Annotated in this window: 18 protein-coding genes and 1 pseudogene; 9 read left to right on the top strand and 10 right to left on the bottom strand. The window is 70.2% G+C overall.

Features of this window, described 5'->3' with window-relative positions:
• Nucleotides 1-32 precede the first annotated feature (32 nt).
• A complete protein-coding gene (locus ACZ3II_RS24645) occupies nucleotides 33-2153 on the top strand; it encodes an RICIN domain-containing protein (RefSeq protein ID WP_465520072.1) in 2121 nt (706 codons plus the stop codon).
• Between the two features lie 32 nt (nucleotides 2154-2185).
• Entirely contained in the window at nucleotides 2186-2332 is a 147-nt protein-coding gene (locus ACZ3II_RS24640) for a hypothetical protein (protein ID WP_465520071.1), read from the top strand.
• On the opposite strand, the gene ACZ3II_RS24635 is transcribed toward ACZ3II_RS24640, so the two are convergent.
• Nucleotides 2323-3345, bottom strand: a complete 1023-nt coding sequence (locus tag ACZ3II_RS24635; RefSeq protein ID WP_465520269.1) for an adenosine deaminase — start codon at nucleotides 3343-3345, stop codon at nucleotides 2323-2325. The genes ACZ3II_RS24640 and ACZ3II_RS24635 overlap by 10 nt on opposite strands.
• Before the next feature lie 75 nt (nucleotides 3346-3420).
• Nucleotides 3421-4149, bottom strand: a pseudogene (locus ACZ3II_RS24630) (methyltransferase domain-containing protein); the annotation flags it as partial.
• A 62-nt stretch (nucleotides 4150-4211) separates the two neighbouring features.
• Between ACZ3II_RS24630 and ACZ3II_RS24625 the strand changes: the two are divergent.
• Together ACZ3II_RS24625 and ACZ3II_RS24620 are read left to right on the top strand one after the other, a co-directional pair.
• Nucleotides 4212-5189: an aldo/keto reductase gene (locus tag ACZ3II_RS24625; protein WP_465520070.1), complete on the top strand. Its 978-nt coding sequence runs from the start codon at nucleotides 4212-4214 to the stop codon at nucleotides 5187-5189.
• Between the two features lie 41 nt (nucleotides 5190-5230).
• Nucleotides 5231-5410 carry a hypothetical protein gene (locus ACZ3II_RS24620; protein WP_465520069.1) on the top strand — a complete coding sequence of 60 codons (180 nt, stop codon included), beginning with the start codon at nucleotides 5231-5233 and terminating at the stop codon, nucleotides 5408-5410.
• A gap of 107 nt (nucleotides 5411-5517) precedes the next feature.
• On the opposite strand, the gene ACZ3II_RS24615 is transcribed toward ACZ3II_RS24620, so the two are convergent.
• From ACZ3II_RS24615 to ACZ3II_RS24585, 7 genes are all read right to left on the bottom strand, one after another.
• Complete coding sequence (locus ACZ3II_RS24615) at nucleotides 5518-5721, bottom strand: cold-shock protein (RefSeq protein WP_011905669.1); 204 nt, start codon at nucleotides 5719-5721, stop codon at nucleotides 5518-5520.
• A gap of 343 nt (nucleotides 5722-6064) precedes the next feature.
• Complete coding sequence (locus ACZ3II_RS24610) at nucleotides 6065-6337, bottom strand: DUF4235 domain-containing protein (RefSeq protein WP_465520068.1); 273 nt, start codon at nucleotides 6335-6337, stop codon at nucleotides 6065-6067.
• Nucleotides 6337-6720, bottom strand: coding sequence for a DUF3618 domain-containing protein (locus ACZ3II_RS24605; protein ID WP_465520067.1), 384 nt, complete (start codon nucleotides 6718-6720; stop codon nucleotides 6337-6339). Before ACZ3II_RS24605 ends, ACZ3II_RS24610 begins: the two co-directional genes overlap by 1 nt.
• Nucleotides 6717-7151: a phage holin family protein gene (locus tag ACZ3II_RS24600; protein WP_465520066.1), complete on the bottom strand. Its 435-nt coding sequence runs from the start codon at nucleotides 7149-7151 to the stop codon at nucleotides 6717-6719. The genes ACZ3II_RS24605 and ACZ3II_RS24600 overlap by 4 nt, the downstream gene beginning before the upstream one ends.
• Nucleotides 7152-7199: 48 nt before the next feature.
• Nucleotides 7200-8387: a mechanosensitive ion channel family protein gene (locus ACZ3II_RS24595; RefSeq protein ID WP_465520065.1), complete on the bottom strand. Its 1188-nt coding sequence runs from the start codon at nucleotides 8385-8387 to the stop codon at nucleotides 7200-7202.
• Between the two features lie 107 nt (nucleotides 8388-8494).
• Complete coding sequence (locus ACZ3II_RS24590) at nucleotides 8495-9322, bottom strand: DUF1206 domain-containing protein (RefSeq protein WP_465520064.1); 828 nt, start codon at nucleotides 9320-9322, stop codon at nucleotides 8495-8497.
• A gap of 44 nt (nucleotides 9323-9366) precedes the next feature.
• Nucleotides 9367-9693 carry a hypothetical protein gene (locus tag ACZ3II_RS24585; protein ID WP_465520063.1) on the bottom strand — a complete coding sequence of 109 codons (327 nt, stop codon included), beginning with the start codon at nucleotides 9691-9693 and terminating at the stop codon, nucleotides 9367-9369.
• A gap of 42 nt (nucleotides 9694-9735) precedes the next feature.
• Here ACZ3II_RS24585 and ACZ3II_RS24580 point away from each other — a divergent pair, with 42 nt between their 5' ends.
• Nucleotides 9736-10020 carry a GNAT family N-acetyltransferase gene (locus ACZ3II_RS24580; protein ID WP_465520062.1) on the top strand — a complete coding sequence of 95 codons (285 nt, stop codon included), beginning with the start codon at nucleotides 9736-9738 and terminating at the stop codon, nucleotides 10018-10020.
• Nucleotides 10021-11220: 1200 nt separating this feature from the next.
• On the opposite strand, the gene ACZ3II_RS24575 is transcribed toward ACZ3II_RS24580, so the two are convergent.
• Entirely contained in the window at nucleotides 11221-12789 is a 1569-nt protein-coding gene (locus ACZ3II_RS24575) for a glycoside hydrolase family 3 protein (protein ID WP_465520061.1), read from the bottom strand.
• Nucleotides 12790-12906: 117 nt separating this feature from the next.
• Here ACZ3II_RS24575 and ACZ3II_RS24570 point away from each other — a divergent pair, with 117 nt between their 5' ends.
• The 4 genes from ACZ3II_RS24570 (at nucleotide 12907) to ACZ3II_RS24555 (ending at nucleotide 16999) form a co-directional block, all read left to right on the top strand.
• Nucleotides 12907-13047, top strand: a complete 141-nt coding sequence (locus ACZ3II_RS24570; protein WP_465520060.1) for a hypothetical protein — start codon at nucleotides 12907-12909, stop codon at nucleotides 13045-13047.
• A gap of 16 nt (nucleotides 13048-13063) precedes the next feature.
• Entirely contained in the window at nucleotides 13064-14011 is a 948-nt protein-coding gene (locus ACZ3II_RS24565; protein WP_465520059.1) for a TIGR03557 family F420-dependent LLM class oxidoreductase, read from the top strand.
• Nucleotides 14011-15648: a RecQ family ATP-dependent DNA helicase gene (locus ACZ3II_RS24560; protein ID WP_465520058.1), complete on the top strand. Its 1638-nt coding sequence runs from the start codon at nucleotides 14011-14013 to the stop codon at nucleotides 15646-15648. Before ACZ3II_RS24565 ends, ACZ3II_RS24560 begins: the two co-directional genes overlap by 1 nt.
• A gap of 187 nt (nucleotides 15649-15835) precedes the next feature.
• Nucleotides 15836-16999, top strand: coding sequence for an LCP family protein (locus tag ACZ3II_RS24555; RefSeq protein WP_465520268.1), 1164 nt, complete (start codon nucleotides 15836-15838; stop codon nucleotides 16997-16999).
• Nucleotides 17000-17007 lie beyond the last annotated feature (8 nt).

Below are 17007 nucleotides of genomic sequence, written 5' to 3'. Positions count from 1 at the left end.
CCCTGGGCCTGACCCTGCTCGGCGTCGGCGGCGTGCTCGGCCCCAGCGTGATCGGCGCCGGGCCGGCCCGTGACGACCTCGCCCTGTCCGCGGTCCCGGCCGACGCCCCCGAGCAGGGGCTGGTCTACAGCGGGTTGCGGCTGGCCTCGTCCGATTCGGTCTGCTCCGGGGCGTACCAGCTGTTCGACGAGACGTGCACGCACGGCCCGGACGCGGCGCCGGACGGCCTCGCGGTACGCCGCGACGTGGCCCCGGTGACGGCCGGCAGCAACGCGGTGCCGGTGGTCCGGCGGGAGAAGGGCGGCGTGCCCGGCGACGCCGAGATCGCCCGGGACGAGGGCGGCAGCGCGATCACCGCGGACGCCCCGGCGCTGGTCCCGGACGCGGCGCCCGGCCAGGCCGACTTCATCCTCGGGCCGGACGACGTGGCGTGTGCCGGCGACGGACGGACCGGCAAGCGGGTGCAGCTGCTGTACCTGCACGAGGGGACGTCGGCGAGCCGGTACACGAAGTTCCTCAACTCGTTCCGTACCTGGGCCGCCGGGGTCGACCAGATCTACGACGCCAGCGCGGGCGAGACCGGTGGCTCCCGGCACATCCGGTACGTGACCACGCCCGAGTGCCGGGCCGACGTGGTCGAGGTGCAGCTGCCGAACGGGTCGCTGCGCTCGTTCGCGGCGACCGTCGACGCGCTGCGCAGCCTCGGCTACAACCGGACCGACCGCAAGTACCTGATGTTCGCCGACACGAACCTGTACTGCGGCATCTCCACCTACGTCAACGACACCCGGGCGGGCCGGGGCAACCGCAACAACGGCGGCCCGTCGTACGCCCGGGTCGACGCCGGCTGCTGGAGCGCCACGGTCGCCGCACACCAGCTCACCCACACCCTCGGCGCGGTCCTCACCGACTCCCCGAACGCCACCGGCGCGGGCAGCTGCCTGGACGGGTACGACCTCCTGTGCGCCCCGGACCGGACCGGCAAACCGATGAAGAGCGTGTGCCCGAAGAAGAACGCGATCCGCCTCGACTGCGGTCACGACGACTACTTCAGCACCAACCCGGAGCAGGGCAGCTACCTGGACAAGCACTGGAACGTCGCGCTCAGCGAGTTCCTGCTGCGCAGCGACGGCGGCGACGACATCCCGGACGTGCCGGGCGCTGCGGTGCCCAGCAAGGCCCCGTCGTCGGCCCCGCCGTCGGCCGGGCCGTCCACCCCGGTCCCGGCGCCGACCAGCCCGACCCCCAGCCCGAGCGACCCGGCCTCCCCGGAGCCGAGCGCCAGCGTCTCGCCCAGTGCCAGCGGCTCGGCCGTCCCGGCGCCGGACCCGAGCACCACCCCGGCCGTCCCGCAGATCGACGTCGCGCCGGTCGCGCACCAGGCCGCGCCGTCGGCCAGGGCCTCGGCCACCGCCCCGCCCGGCACCGGCGACCAGGAGGAGGGCGCGGTCCCGGCCGCCCCGCCCGGCGTCACCAACGACGGCGTGCAGGCGGTGCTGGAGATCCGCGAGCCGACCAGCGGGTCGGTCCGGCTGAACTGGAGCGCGGCCAGCAACGACGCCGACTACGAGGTCTCGGTCGACGGCGAGCCGGTGGCCAGCACCCGGTCCACCCGGGCCCGCCTGATCGGCCTGCGACCGGACGCGAAGTACCTGGTGGAGATCCGGAACCGCAAGCTTGGCTACCTCGCGAAGGCGACCGCGCAGACCGCCCCGGCCGCTCGCCCGGTGCAGAACTCGTGGTTCGTGCTGACCAACTCGCTGACCGGCGGCGCGGCCGACCTGTACGCGGCCCGCTCCACCGACGGCACCCCGGTCACCCTCGGCAACGACGAGGGCGGCACCCAGCAGCAGTGGCAGCTGGTGCCGGCCGAGGACGGCACATACACGCTGGTCTCGAAGGCGAGCAACCGGTGTGCGGTGCCGCTCGGCGGAGCCGCGGTCTCCGGCGCCCCGCTGGTGCAGGGCGACTGCACGTCCGGCCCGGCGGGCCGGTGGACGCTGCGGGCCTCGGCGTACGGCTTCACCATCCGCGCCGCCACCGGTGACCTGGTGATCGGGGTCGGCGCCCAGCGTTTCGGCACGAATCGCGTCCTGGTCCTGCAGGAGGACACCGAGCAGCGGCACCAGAGCTGGACGGCGGTCCCCGACTGAGGCCGCGTCACCCCTTGACGGAGGAGAAGCGAATGCCTGATCTGCTGAGAAGGCCGGAGACCGAGCCGGACGAGGGTCCGGCCCGGTTCAACGGACGGCGGCTGGTGCGCTGGCTGACCATCCTGACCATCGGCACCGTGACGATGGTCGCGTGCTGGCAGGACCCGCTCTACCCCTGAGCCGTGGTGTAGGCGTCGATCTCGGCGATCAGGGCCGCCTTCCCGGCGCCGGTGTGGAAGCTGTGCCGGACGGCGGCGCGGGCCAGCTCGGCGACCCCGGCGGCGTCCAGGTCCAGCAGGCGGGCGGCGACCGCGTACTCCTGCTCCAGGGTGGTGCCGAACATCGGCGGGTCGTCGGAGTTGACGCTGACCGGCACCCCGGCGGCCACCAGGGTGGCGATCGGGTGCTGGTCGAGGTCGGCGACGGCCCGGGTGCGCAGGTTGGAGGTGGGGCACACCTCCAGGGGGATGCCGTGCTCGGCGAGGTGCGCCATCAGCCGCTCGTCCTCGGCGGCGGCGATGCCGTGGCCGATCCGCTCGGCGCCCAGCTCGCGCAGGGCGTCCCAGACGGTCTCCGGCCCGGTGGTCTCGCCGGCGTGCGGGACGCTGTGCAGCCCGGCCGCGCGCGCCTGGTCGAAGTACGGCTTGAACTGCGGCCGTGGCACCCCGATCTCCGGCCCGCCAAGTCCGAAACTGATCAGGCCTTCGGGCCGCTCGCCGAGAGCGATCCGCAGCGTCTCCTCGGCCGCGGCCAGCCCGGCCTCCCCCGGGATGTCGAAGCACCAGCGCAGCTCGACGCCGAAGTCCCGGGCGGCGGCGGCCCGGGCGTCCTCGATCGCCTCGCAGAACGCCTTCGCGGGGATGCCGCGGCGGACACTGGAGTACGGCGTGACGGTGAGTTCCGCGTACCGCACGTGCTGCCGGCCCAGCTCCCGCCCGATCTCGTAGGTGAGCAGCCGCACGTCCTCGTCGTCGCGGATCAGGTCGACCACGCTCAGATAGACCTCGATGAAGTGCGCGAAGTCCCGGAACTCGAAATACTTCGCCAGCAGCGCCGGGTCGGCCGGCACCGGCGAGCTGCCCTCGTGCCGGGCGGCCAGTTCGGCCACGATCCGCGGCGACGCCGAGCCGACGTGGTGGACGTGCAGCTCGGCCTTGGGCAGGCCGGCGATGAACGCGGTCAAGTCACTCAAGATGTCCTCCTGACGTCCCGACAGCGTGTGGAGTTCGGGCGTCATGGACGGCCGAACTCCACACGCTGTCGGGGGGGTGTGGGCCACCACGAAGATACGGCGGAAGGGGTAGGCCACGAGGCCGTGCCGCTCCGGATAGTCCGCGGCGATCCGAGCCGCCAGCGCGGCCCGGAACGCCGTCCACTCGTCCTCGGCGAGGGCCGCCCGGATCGGCCGGAGCGTGGTCCCCTCCAGCCAGCGCAGCACCGGGTGCTCCGCCTGCACGGGCAGAAGATGCAGGTAGGTGGTCTCCCACGCGTCCACCGACGCACCCGCCCCGGTGAGCAGCTCCGCATAGCCCGCCGCGTCGAGGACCGGGTCGCCCTCGAGCCCGGCCAGCTCCCGCACCGCCTGATGGGCCGGGCTGCCGAAGTTGCCGGGGACCTGCATCGCGAGCCAGGCGCCGGCGGGCAGCGCGGCGACCCAGCGGGCCAGCATCTCCGGGTGCCCGTCGACCCACTGCAGCGCGGCGTTGGTGACGACCACGTCCACGTCCGGCGACGGCTCCCAGTCCGCGATGTCGCCGAGCCGGAACTCGACCGGCCCGGGATCGGCGGTGGCCTTCGCGATCATCTCCGGCGACGAGTCGATCCCGGTGATCCTCGCGGCGGGCCAGCGCTCGGCGAGGGTCCGGGTCAGTTCACCGGGACCGCAGCCGAGGTCGACCACGGTCCGTGGGCTGCCGGCGCCGATCTGCCGGACGAGATCGAAGAAGGGCCGGGAGCGTTCGGCCCCGAACCGGCGGTAGACAGCGGGATCCCACATGCGCCCTCCAAACCGTACGTTCGTCTTGTTTCAAGCTATCAGCCGGGCGGTAGTGTCACGATGTGGAAAATCGAAGCTTTCGGAAGCTGGGACGCAGCGTCGGAGTGGTCGGTCTCGGCGCCTGGCAGCTCGGCGCCGACTGGGGTGACGTCAGCGAGGCCGACGCGCACGCGACCCTGCAGGCCGCCGTGGACGCGGGCGTCACCTTCATCGACACCGCCGACGTGTACGGCGACGGCCGCAGCGAGCAGATCATCGGCTCGTTCATCAAGGACCGTCCCGGCCTGACCGTGTTCACCAAGATGGGCCGCCGGCTGCCGCAGGAGCCGGCGAACTATCACCTGGACAACTTCCGGGCCTGGACCGACCGCTCCCGCGCCAACCTCGGCGTCGACACCCTCGACCTGGTGCAGCTGCACTGCCCGCCCACCCCGGTGTACGGCAGCGACGAGGTCTTCGACGCGCTCGACACCCTGGTCGCCGAGAAGCGGATCGCGGCGTACGGGGTGAGCGTCGAGCGGGTCGACGAGGCGCTCACCGCGATCGCCCGCCCCGGCGTGGCCAGCGTCCAGATCATCCTGAACGCGTTCCGGCTCAAGCCCCTCGAGAAGGTGCTGCCGGCCGCCGCCGAGGCCGGGGTCGGCATCATCGCCCGGGTCCCGCTCGCCAGCGGCCTGCTCTCCGGGCGGTACGACGAGAACACCACGTTCGCCGCCGACGACCACCGCAACTACAACCGCAACGGCGATGCCTTCGACGTCGGCGAGACGTTCTCCGGAGTGGACTTCCAGATCGGCCTGGAGGCCGTCCGCCGGCTGCGCCCGCTGGTCCCGGCCGAGGCCACGATGGCGCAGTTCGCGCTCCGCTGGATCATCGACCAGCCGGCCGTCACCGTGGTGATCCCCGGGGCGCGCAATCCGGAGCAGGCGCGAGCCAACGTGGCCGCCGCCGGCCTCGCGCCGCTCTCGCCGGAAAGCCACGAAATGATCACCGCGGTCTACGATGAGTTGATTCGCCCGCAGGTACACGGCAAATGGTGAACAATGAAACGGAGCCGCCGCGGTTGAGAGGCTGGCTCACCATGTCTCTCGGCCTGCTGGCTCTGGTTCTCGGCGGGGTGTGGACACTGCAGGGTCTGGACTTCATCGGCGACAGCCTGATGAGCGGCCGGACCGTGTGGGCCGTGCTCGGCGGCCTCCTGATCATCGCCGGCCTGGCGCTGATCGTGGTGGGGATGCGCCGGCGCTCCGCCGGCCGATAGCCGGACGAAAGAGGCCCCGCATCCTCGATGAGGCTGCGGGGCCACGGTCGGGCCGACCTCCGCCAGGCGGTCGGCGAACCGGTCTCACGACCGGCTTAGATAAGGTCTCAGAGCGGGCGAACCTGCTCCGCCTGCGGGCCCTTCTGGCCCTGGGCGATCTCGAACTCCACCCGCTGGTTCTCCTCCAGAGTGCGGTAGCCGCTCGTCTGGATGGCCGAGAAGTGGACGAACACGTCAGCACCCCCGCCGTCGACGGTGATGAAGCCGAAGCCCTTGTCTGCGTTGAACCACTTCACGGTTCCTTGCGCCATGCTGAACTCTCCTTCTGAAAATGCCGGCCCGCCCAACCGCGGCAGCGCGGGGCCGATGACCGTTTTCGAGCAGCGGTACCGCGAGGCGGCCTTTCAGAGGACGTCCCCTCCGCCCGGCCCTCGTGACGCCTTCCGACCCTCCCGGGTGGGGCTGGCGTCGCGTGGGTCGACCGGAAGCAGCGAACCACGTACGCAAAAACTGGCCACACTGTACCCGAAAATCAGCCCGTAAAGCTGCCCCTCGAAGGAATCCAATAATGGGTGACCGATATGGAAAAGGTCCCCCGCTTCGAGGTGTTCGAAGCGGAGGACCGGCAAGACCCTCGTCTATGCCCTGGATGATCTAGTCAGGCCAGGTTCCCGTGAGTTTCTGCGTGGTGATGGCGCCGCCACGGTGCACCGCGGCCTTCACCACCGCGAAGATCGCGCCCTGGATCGCGGCGGCGGTCAGGATCTCGCCCCACCCACGATCCGGGTCACCGGCGTCCGGAGCGTCGTCGTCGCCGGAGACGACCTTCCATGCCTCTTTGAACAGGAAACCCGCGATCGTGCCGGCCGCGAAGCCGAGTGCCACATTCACCGGCTTCAGGGCGACCTTCGACAGTTTGCCCGCCATCAACGCCTCCCGCGCATGATCAGGATGAGCCCCGCCACGGCCGCCACACCCGCGACGGCCAGCAGGACCGGGAACGGATTCGCCCGTACCCGTGAACCGGCCTCGTGCGCCAGCTCACGCGGCGGCGTCTCGCGCACATGCTCGGAGGCGCCCAGCGCCGCCTCCCGCACCCGCCCGGTCATCGTCGCCGCCCGGGTCAGCACCCGCTGCTTCGTCTCCTCGACCTGCTCACGGGCGCGGGCCTTGACGTCCGCGCGCGCGGCCAGCATCTGCACCGTCTCACCCAGCTCGGCCCGGGTCTGCCGGATGTCCGCCCGCAGCTCGGTCAGATCCGGCTTCGCGTCGTTCCCGGTGTTCCCGTTGTTCCCGTTCTTGTCGCTCATGCCCGGCTACGCTCCTTGACCGCGTGCTTCACTTCGTCGACATCGGCCTTCACGCTCGCGATCGCGGCCGACGGCTCCGGCGGGACGGCCTTGTTCACCTGCTTCTTGCCCAGCAGCGCCAGCACCCCCGCGACAGCGAAGAGCACCACCGTGACGATCAGCGCCGCGAGCCAGAGCGGCAGGACCAGGTCGAGGGCGACGACGATCGTCACGATCGCCACACCCAGGCCGTAGAGCCCGAACACACCCGCGCCACCGAACAGTCCCGCACCGATCCCGGCGCGCTTGCCCTTCTCGGCGAGCTCGGCCTTGGCGAGAGTGAGCTCGTCACGGACCAGACGGCCGAGCTGCTCGCTCGCGCGCTGCACCAGTTCAGCAGTGGACTGCTCGGAGAGTGGCCGGGCAGGAGCGCCGTTCAAGACATCGGCCATCATGTCCTCCTTTCCATGTGCACGGGGTATGCCCTGATCAGAGCTCGCTCAATCCTTCCGGTCCGACGCAACCGGCACCGGACCGCCGAAGACCACCCCACGGGCGTCACCGTCCAGTCCGCCGCTGAAGACCCGCGCCGCGTCGGAGTCCGCGTCCAGGTCCGGATGGCGGCTGTGCCCGTGCTGGCCGCCCGGCTGCACCGGCAGCGAGACGGCCTGCCCGACCTCGGCACGGACCTTCGGCACCGCGCTGCGCTGGTGCTCCCAGATCCAGGCGACCAGGTGTTCCCGTACCAGGCACCGCAGGTCCCACAGGGCCGCCGCGTCGTTCGCGCTGACCAGCGCCCGCAGCCGCAGCCGGCCGTCGATGGCCTCGGTGACCTGCAGGACGCAGACCTTGCCGTTCCACAGGTCGGTGCTGTCGCAGATCCGCTGCAACTCGGCCCGCACCGGCTCCACCGGGGTCGCCCAGTCCACATCGATCTCGGCCGTGCCGAGCACCGCCGACGCGGTGCGGGTCCAGTTCTGGAACGGCTTTCCGGTGAAGTACGAGGTCGGCAGGATCAGCCGCCGGTCGTCCCAGATCTGCACCACCACGTACGTCAGGGTGATCTCCTCGATCCGCCCCCACTCCTGCTCCACCACGACCACGTCGTCGACCCTTATCGCGTCGCTGAAGGCGAGCTGGATCCCGGCGAACATGTTGCCCAGCGTGCTCTGCGCGGCCAGAGCCGCCACCACGCTGATCAGACCGGCCGAGGCGAGAACGCTGGCGCCGAGCGCCCGGATGTCCGGAAAGGTCATCAGCATGACGCCGACGGTCAGCACCACGATGGCGGCCACCGTCACCCGGCGCAGCATCACCACCTGCGTCTTGATCCGCCGGCGGCGCAGGTTGTCCGGGACGTCGGTACGCCACTTCGCCAGCGCCATGTCCTCCAGCACCAGCAGGGTCGCGCCGACCAGCCACGCCCCCGCGGCTATGCAGAGCAGCACCAGCGCGTGCACCACCCCGGAACGGCCGGGGAAGTCACCGGCCCAGATCCGCACCGCCTGCTGCACGGCGACCAGGGTGACGGTGGCCAGGAACGGCCGGTGCATGGTACGGGCCAGGTCGGCGGCCAGGGCCGATCTCCGGCCGAGCCGCTTGACCAGCCAATGCACCAGCTCGACGAACACGATCGCCACCACGGCCGCTCCGGCCACGGCGACGACGGCGGACATGACGTTGGACATTGTGTTACCTCCCACGCCTCACAGGCTTCCCCCTGCGTGCGCCCGGGCACACCGGTGGCGGCGGATGTCAGAGATAGCTCACATCCGCCGCCGCCGCGGGTCCAGTGTCAGATCTTGCGGTATCGGGCCTGCGCGACGCAGTAGACGCCGAAGGCGGCGATGCCGGCGGCGATCAGGGCCAGCAGCCAGACACCCCAGGAGTAACCGGCCAGCGTCTTCAGGGCCGCGTCCAGGCCACGGGCCTTGTCCGGGTCGTAGGTGACGGCGGCGGTGACGACCAGGACACCGGCGATCGTGTACGCGACACCCTTGGCCATGTAGCCGGCCACGCCCAGCTTGATGATCGGCTGGCGGGTGCCGGCCGGCATCTGCTGCGTGTTCAGGTGCCGGGTGAACTTGCGCTTCCAGCCGTAGTACGTCATCCCGACGCCGACGCCGATCACCACCAGGCCGATCAGGCCGACCAGCCACCGGCCGCCGCTCGAGGCCAGCAGGCCGGACGTCTTGCTCTCGTAGCTGTCGCCCATCGAGGCGTTCGAACCCTGCACGATCTTGACGGCCATGAAGGCGAGGTAGCCGTACAGGACGGCACGGACGCCGGAGAGCACCCGCTCGGCCGTCGCGGTGCGGTCCCGCGGGCCGCTCTCGCCGATCGCGGCCTCGAACGCCTGCCAGATCGCCATGGCGGCCAGGCCGACGGCGATGATGATCAGAAGAGTCTTGCCGAACGACTGCTGCGCGATGGCCTGCAGGGCCCCGGACTGGTCACTGGACTGTCCGGAGCCGGTGCCGAAGGCCACCTGCAGCGCGATCCAGGCGAAGAGGAGGTGGATGATGCCGTAACCGATGAAGCCGCCCCGGGCCAGGAGCTCCAGGGGCTTGCTGTCGGCGGCCCGTGACGCGGTGTGTTTGACGTTCGAGGCAGCGGAGGTCATGCCCCCCAATGTCACCAGGAGCGTCGATCGTCAAACTCGCGCCCTCAGCGGGACACTTCCACCTGGATGGCATCGGGCGTCACGCTCGACAGACTCACCTGCAGACCGGCCACATCGACGGCCTGCTGCCCCTTGGTGATCTGGATCTGCTCGCCGGCGACATCGAGCGTCACCGTGTTCTCGTCGGCGGAGACGAATTTCGCCTCCACACCGAGGACGTTCACGCTGGCGTTCGTCTCCCGCTGAATCGTCACGGTGCACTGGTCGAGCCCACAGCTGACGTCGTCACCACACCCGGTGAGCAGCGTCAGGCCGAGAGCGGCGGAGACGAGAGCGGCGGCGAGGCGGCGCGGAGGCTTCGAGATCAACACCCTTCTCACGGTACGGGGTGAAAGCAAACATAAGCTGTGAGCGTGACTGACTACCCGGTCCGGGACAACACCGCCGAACATCGCTTCGAACTGTCCGTGGACGGTCGGGTGGGCGCGCTCGCGACCTATCGGCTGCGCGACGGCGCCGTCCAGATCCTGCACACCGAAACCGCCCCTGAGCTGCGCGGACGTGGCCTGGCCGGCGAGCTGGCCCGGCAGGTCCTCGACCAGATCCGAACCCGGGGTGATCGGGTGGTTCCGTCGTGCCCGTTCTTCGCCCACTTCATCAGGGAACACACAGAATACGAGGACGTGGTGGCCCGCTGAGGGCATCGCTCGCCGGGGCCGGCCGTGGTCACCGCGTCGCATTCCCTGGGCGGATGCAGCGCCTTTCACTGCGGGGTTCGGGAGCGCCGTGCAGGTCCCGGCACGCAACGCTTCTCGCGGTGGGCTGGGGTCATGGCGTTACTCCCCCGGCAGCGCGGCAGCCGCTCCCGCATGGCAGCGCCCCTCACGGCAGGCCGGGCTCACTGTGTTGCTTCCCAGGCAGCGCGGCAGCCGCTCCCGCATGGCAGCGTCCCTCACGGCAGGCAGAGGGTCACTGTCGTCGGTGGCGAAGAGTGCATGGGCTACGGCTACCCACACTGCGCCCGGTTTGTATCCAATAAACCCAGCGTCAAATACCCAAGATCCGGATCTCGGTCAATCTTGGTCATTTACATCCGGATTTGAGTCTTCTTCTCGGTTACTCAGGTCCGTATCCGCCAGGCCTCGAGCGGGTGAGTCCGCACGCACCCTTGACACTCAAGATCGACGCGCGGCCGACGTTCTTGTGCGATGCGGTCCGGCACCTCCCGCCCAAGATCAATCAGGTTCGCAATCTTGGGCGCGAAGTGCCGGATTTCCGCAGCTCAGTGCACAAGAAGGAGCAGGAATTCGATCGTGCGCGCTCGACTCCGGCGTCAGGTCCACAAGATCGGGAACTGGCCCGGGGAGCCCCAGCCCTAGTCGTGACAGCAGCGCCCGGACGAGGCTTGACCACTCGCCGTCCTGCACCCCAGAAGAAGAAGACTCATTTCCGGCACCAAACGACCAAGATCGGCCGAGTAGTAGATCTTGTGCGGGTGACCTCACCGCGATGCGAAGCCAACCGTTTCGGGGCCATCCACCGCTTCCGCGCCGAGGCTGGCTGGCAAACCCACCGCGCGAACCGCCAATACCGGTAGGCGCGACAAACCGCACCCCACGCCCACACCGCCTGGCTAACCCACCCCAAGAACTAACACGCCCGACTGGCGCGACAAACCGCACCCCACGCCCACACCGCCTGGCAAGCCCACCGCATCAGCCAACACGCCCGACTGACGCGCCAAACCGCACCCCACACCGCCTGGCAAGAACCATCTACGCCTAGAGGCCCGCAGACCACACGACGGCCCCCCTGCCGTCCGAGCGGCGAAAGCTGCTCGGACAGCAGGCCTGGCCGAGGTCAGAAAGCCTGCCCGAAAACAGGCGGTATGACCGTGTTCAGGCGGCGATCGGCTGAGGGGCCGGCTCCGGGACTGTCACGCCGGCGATCAGTTCGGCGGCGGCGCGGCCCAGTGCCCGCGTCGCCCCGTGTGTCGCGATGTGGACGCCGCCGGCGACGGTGACCGGGATGCCCATCTCGACCACGATCGCGTCCGGGCGGATGCCGAGGACCGACTGCAGGGTCCGTTCGATCCAGGGGTGCCGGTGGATGTCCCGGACGACCAGCACCAGCGGCCGCTCCCCCACGCCCGCGAGGACCGGTGCGGCCGGGTCGGCGAGGGATTCCAGGTCGTCGGCGGAGAATCGGACGCTGGTGGTGCCGGGCAGCAGGGTGGCCAGTGGTTCGCCGACGCCCCACGGGGTCTCGTGGCCGATGGCGATGTTGCGGGGCGGGGCGAACTCGACGACGTGCGGCGCCCCGGTGATGGGCAGGGTGGGGGCGTCGTCGGTGACGGTGACCTTCACGGCCCGGCGGGCGGCGGCGAAGCCGAGGGTGGAGCCGAGGACGGCGACCTCGGTGGCGGCCGCGGCGTCGGCGACGGCCCGGGCGCCGGTGGCGATCTGGGTGCGGGTGGTCCAGGCGGCCAGGTCACGGACGCGGCGTACGGCGTCGCGCAACCGCTCCTCGGGGAGCTCGCCGGACCGGACCGCGGCGACGATGGCGTCCCGCAGGCGGATCGCGGTGTGCTCGTCGGCGTGTTCGCCGCCCACGCAGATGGCGTCGGCGCCGGCGGCCAGTGCGCGGACGGTGGCGCCCTCGATGCCGAACCGGCGGCGTACGCCCTGCATCTCGATGGCGTCGGTGACGATCACGCCGTCGTAGCCGAACTCCTGGCGGAGCAGACCGTTGAGGATCCGCGGGCTCAGGGTGGCCGGCAGGTTCGGGTCGTAGACGGGGACGAGCAGATGGCCGGTCATCAGCGCTTTGGCGCCGGCCGCGATGGCTGCCCGGAACGGGACGAGTTCGCAGGCTTCCAGGTCGGCCCGGCGGCGGTCGATCACCGGCACGTCGTGGTGCGAGTCGACGGCGGTGTCGCCGTGACCGGGGAAGTGCTTGGCGCAGCCGGCCACCCCGGACTCCTGGAGACCGCGGATGAAGGCGGAGGTGTGCCGGGCGACGAGTTGTGGTTCGGCGCCGAATGCCCGTACCCCGATGACCGGGTTGGCGGGGTTGTTGTTGACGTCGGCGTCGGGGGCGTAGTCGAGGGTGATGCCGGCGTCGGCGAGTTCGCGGCCCAGGTCCCGGGCGACGGCCTCGGTGAGTTCGGGGTCGTCGATGGCGCCGAGGGCCAGGTTGCCGGGCCGGGAGCTGCCGTGCCGCGACTCGAACCGGGTGACGTCACCGGCCTCCTCGTCGATGGCCACGATCACATCGGGGTTCTCGGCCCGCAGTCGGGCGGTCAGCGCGGCCACCTGTGCGGGTGATTCCACGTTGCGGGCGAAGAGGGCGACCCCGCCGAGCCCGGCACCGAGCCACCGGCGGACCCAGTCCGGGGCCGTGGTGCCGACGAAGCCCGGTTGCAGCACCGCAGCGGCCAGTTCCGGCAATGCGCCGTGATCGGACATGAGCCCCCGTACCTCCCGTGTGTCGCCCTTGCGGCGACCTATGGTCACACCCCTCGGCGCGATTAGTCAACAAACCTTTCTATTAGCTGCCGGTGAATACCTCGTTAGGATGTGCACGTGCTCACTCCCACTCTGGCGGCTGACATGGACTGGACCGAGATCGACTGGTCCGAGGTCCACGCCGTCCGCCTGCTCGGCGTGGCGCTCGCCGTGCTGTTCCTGATCTGGGCGATCCGCCGCATGTTCGGAGGCAAATAGGGGTACCGGGGCGGCCATGCGTATCGGATATTTCCTCTCCAGCGAGGAGTACTCGCCGGCCGAGCTCCTCGAGCAGGCCAAGGGCGCGGAGCGGGCCGGGTTCGCCGGGCTGTGGATCTCCGACCACTACCACCCCTGGGTGGACGCGCAGGGGCAGAGCGCGTTCGTCTGGTCGATGATCGGCGCGATCAGCCAGGTGACGGCGCTGCCGATCACCACCGCGGTGACCTGCCCGACCGTACGCATCCACCCGGCCGTGATCGCCCAGGCCGCCGCGACCAGCGCGGTCCTCACCGGCGGCCGGTTCCGGCTCGGCGTCGGCACCGGCGAGGCGCTCAACGAGCACATCTTCGGTGACGCGTGGCCCGAGCTCGATGTCCGGCTGGAGATGCTGGAGGAGGCCATCGAGATCATCCGGGGCCTGTGGCAGGGCGGGAACTACTCGCACCACGGCAAGCACTACACCGTGGAGAACGCCCGGATCTACACGCTGCCGGAGAAGCCGGTGGAGATCCTGGTGTCCGGTTTCGGGCCGAAGGCGATCGAGGTGGCCGGGCGGATCGGCGACGGCTTCGTCAGCGTCATGCCGGACGGCGAGATGGTCGATCAGTTCCGCCAGGCCGGCGGCGGGAGCAAGGTCGCGCAGGGTGGTTTCAAGGCCGCGTTCGCGGACTCCGCCGAGGAGGGTGCGCGGATCGCGTACGAGAGATGGCCGAACGCCGGTGTCCCCGGCGAGCTGTCCCAGGTGCTGCCGACGCCCAAGCACTTCGAGCAGGCGTCCCAGTTGGTCACCCAGGACATGATCGCGGAGAGCTTCGTCTGCGGCAACGACCCGGAGAAGCACCTCGAGATGATCCGGAAGTACGCGGACGCCGGCTTCGACGAGATCTACGTCGCCAACACCGGCCCGCACTACCAGGGCCTCTTCGACCTGTACGCCCGCGAGATCCTGCCGAAACTCTGATGAAGCTGCCCGTCTACGGCCCGCGCCTGCGCCGGGTCGCCCGCCAGCACTTCGGCTGGGACTCGCTGCGCCCCGGCCAGTTCAAGCCGATGCGTGCCGTACTCCGCCGCAAGGACGCCCTGGTCGTCCTGCCGACCGGCGCCGGCAAATCGGCGATCTACCAGATCCCGGCGGTGCTGCTGCCCGGCCCCACGGTGGTGATCTCGCCGCTGCTCGCCCTCCAGCAGGACCAGATCGCGGCCCTCAACGAGCGCGACGATCCCAAGACCCGGGCGGTACGGGTCAGCTCCGCCGAAACCCCCGCCCAGCAGCGCGAGGCGATCGCGGCGATCCGGGCCGGCGAGGCGGAGTTCCTCTTCATCACGCCGGAGCAGCTCAGCGACCCGGACCGGCTGGCCGAGGTGCGCGACCTCGAACCCGGCCTGGTCGCCGTCGACGAGGCGCACTGCATCTCTGCGTGGGGCCACGACTTCCGCCCCGACTATCTCGCGCTCGGCGAGATGATCAAGCAGCTCGGCCGGCCGCCGGTGCTGGCGCTGACCGCCACCGCGTCGCCACCGGTCCGCGAGGACATCATCGCCCGGCTACGGCTGGACAAGCCCGAGATCCACGTGTCCGGGCTGGACCGGCGCAACCTGTTCCTCGAGGTGGCGTACTGCCCGGACGACAACTACCGGTGGCGCAAGCTCACCACGATGCTGGACGAGGAACGGCGGCCCGGCATCATCTACGTCGCCACCCGCCGCGCCGCCGAGGAGCTCGCGGAACGTCTCACCGACGCCGGCTACCCGGCCTCGTACTACCACGGTGGCATGGCCGCCGGCCTGCGCGAGGAACGGCATCTGGCGTTCAGCGACGACAAGGTCGACATCATGGTGGCGACGTCGGCGTTCGGCATGGGCATCGACAAACCCAACATCCGCTGGGTCGCCCACGTCGCCCTGCCCGACTCCCCGGACAGCTACTTCCAGGAGATCGGCCGTGCCGGCCGGGACGGGGAGCCGGCCCGCGCGCTGCTGCTCTGGCGCTCCGAGGACGAGGCCATCCAGCGGTTCTTCCAGGGCGGTTCGCCGTCCGAGGAGGAGCTCCAGAATCTGGCCGGCGAGCTGCACAAGGGGCCGGTCTCCAAGACGGCTCTGCAGAAGACCACCGGGCTCGGGCCGCGCAAGCTCGGCCAGTATCTGAATCTGCTGGAGCAGGTGGGCGCGGTCCGGACCGGCGCGCGCAACAAGCTGACGGTTCCGGCTCGCGCGCCGCTTCCGGCCGACGCGGCTGCCGCCGCCCTTGCGGAGTACGAACGCCAGCAGGCCGTCGTCAAATCCCGCACCGACATGATGCGGGTGTTCGCCCAGTCCCGGCAGTGCCGCACCGAGACGCTGCTGGCCTACTTCGGCGAGGACCTGAAGAAGCCGTGCGGCCACTGCGACAACTGCGCCGACGGCACCGCCCAGGAGATCGCCGCCGCCGAGCCGGAGGGCCCCTTCCCGGTGCACAGCCAGGTCCGGCACGGCGAGTGGGGCACCGGCATGGTGATGAACTACGAGGAGGACCGGATGACCGTTCTCTTCGACTCGGTCGGGTACAAGACGCTGTCCGTGCCGGTCGTGGTCGAACAGAACCTGCTCGCCGCGGCCTGATTACTTCCCCGAACAATCCGACGCGACAGGACATCGGCGGTCATCACAGCCGTGAAATGCGGCGAAGCGGCGATACGCCCGAATCCGCCGACGGGACGGATTCCGCTGTGGACAGTATCGTTCGATCGAGGAGTGACCGCGTGTGGCACGGCTGTGCCAGCATGCGATCGTCACCGGCGTACGGGGGATGGAGAACAGGGTGGCCACGACCGGGAAACGCCGACCACCGTTGTGGGCTCGGCTGTGCATAGCCTTCGGGGTGGTGCTGCTGCTGGCCGGCATCGGCACGGTGGTGGCCGGTCACGCGCTGGTCAGCAGGTACACCGACGCGGTCACCGACAACCGGCTCCTCGAGGACATCGACATCAACGGCAACGCGGCGGCGGCTGCCGAGCCGGACCCGGACATCGACGGCCCGCTGAACCTGCTGATGGTCGGCATCGACCCGCGGGACGACCAGACCCCGCCGCTGGCCGACTCGATCATCGTGGCGCACATCCCGGCGGACCGGCACACCGCCTACCTCTTCTCGATGCCGCGAGACCTGCGGGTGGAGATCCCGGCCTTCGACAAGTCCCAGACCCGGGCACAGACCGAGAAGATCAACGCCGCGATGTCGCTGGGCAGCCGGCTGGGCGACAACAAGTACAGCGCGGTCCAGGGTTTCCAGCTGCTGTCCAAGACGGTGAGCAACGTCACCGGGATCAAGAAGTTCGACGCCGCGGCGATCGTCAACTTCGGCGGCTTCAAGAAGATCGTCGAGGCGATGGGCGGCGTCGAGATGGTCATCGACATGGACGTGAAGTCCGAGCATCTCAAGCCGGACGGCAGCCCTCGCGACCGCAAGGCCGGCTGCCAGACGCACCACAACTGCTCCCGGCCGTACATCGGCCCGCAGCGCTTCTACCCCAAGAGCGACAAGCCGGTGCACCTGGAGGCGTGGGAGGCCCTCGACTACGTCCGCCAGCGGTACGGCAACGCCGGCACCCCGATGGACGACTACGACCGGCAGCGGCACCAGCAGCAGTTCATCAAGGCGATGGCGAAGCAGGCGACGAGCCGGGACGTGATCACCAACCCGGCCAAGCTGCTGGACGTCATGGACGCGGCAGGCGACTCCCTCACCTTCTCCGGCGGCGACCACTCCATCGTGGAGTGGGCCATCGAGCTGAGGAAACTGAACGTCGACGACATGGTCACGGTGCGGCTGCCGGCCGAGGGCATCAACGACGGCGGCTACCGGGGCGAGCGCCTGCTGCCCGAGGCCGGCGCCTTCTTCCAGGCGGTCCGCGACGACCGGCTGCAGTCGTTCCTGGCCGGCCATCCCGATTTCATCAGCAAGGGCAAGTGACCGCCCAC

It is taken from the genome of Actinoplanes sp. NPDC019969, assembly GCF_055562375.1.
This window is presented reverse-complemented; position numbering and strand designations above follow the sequence as displayed.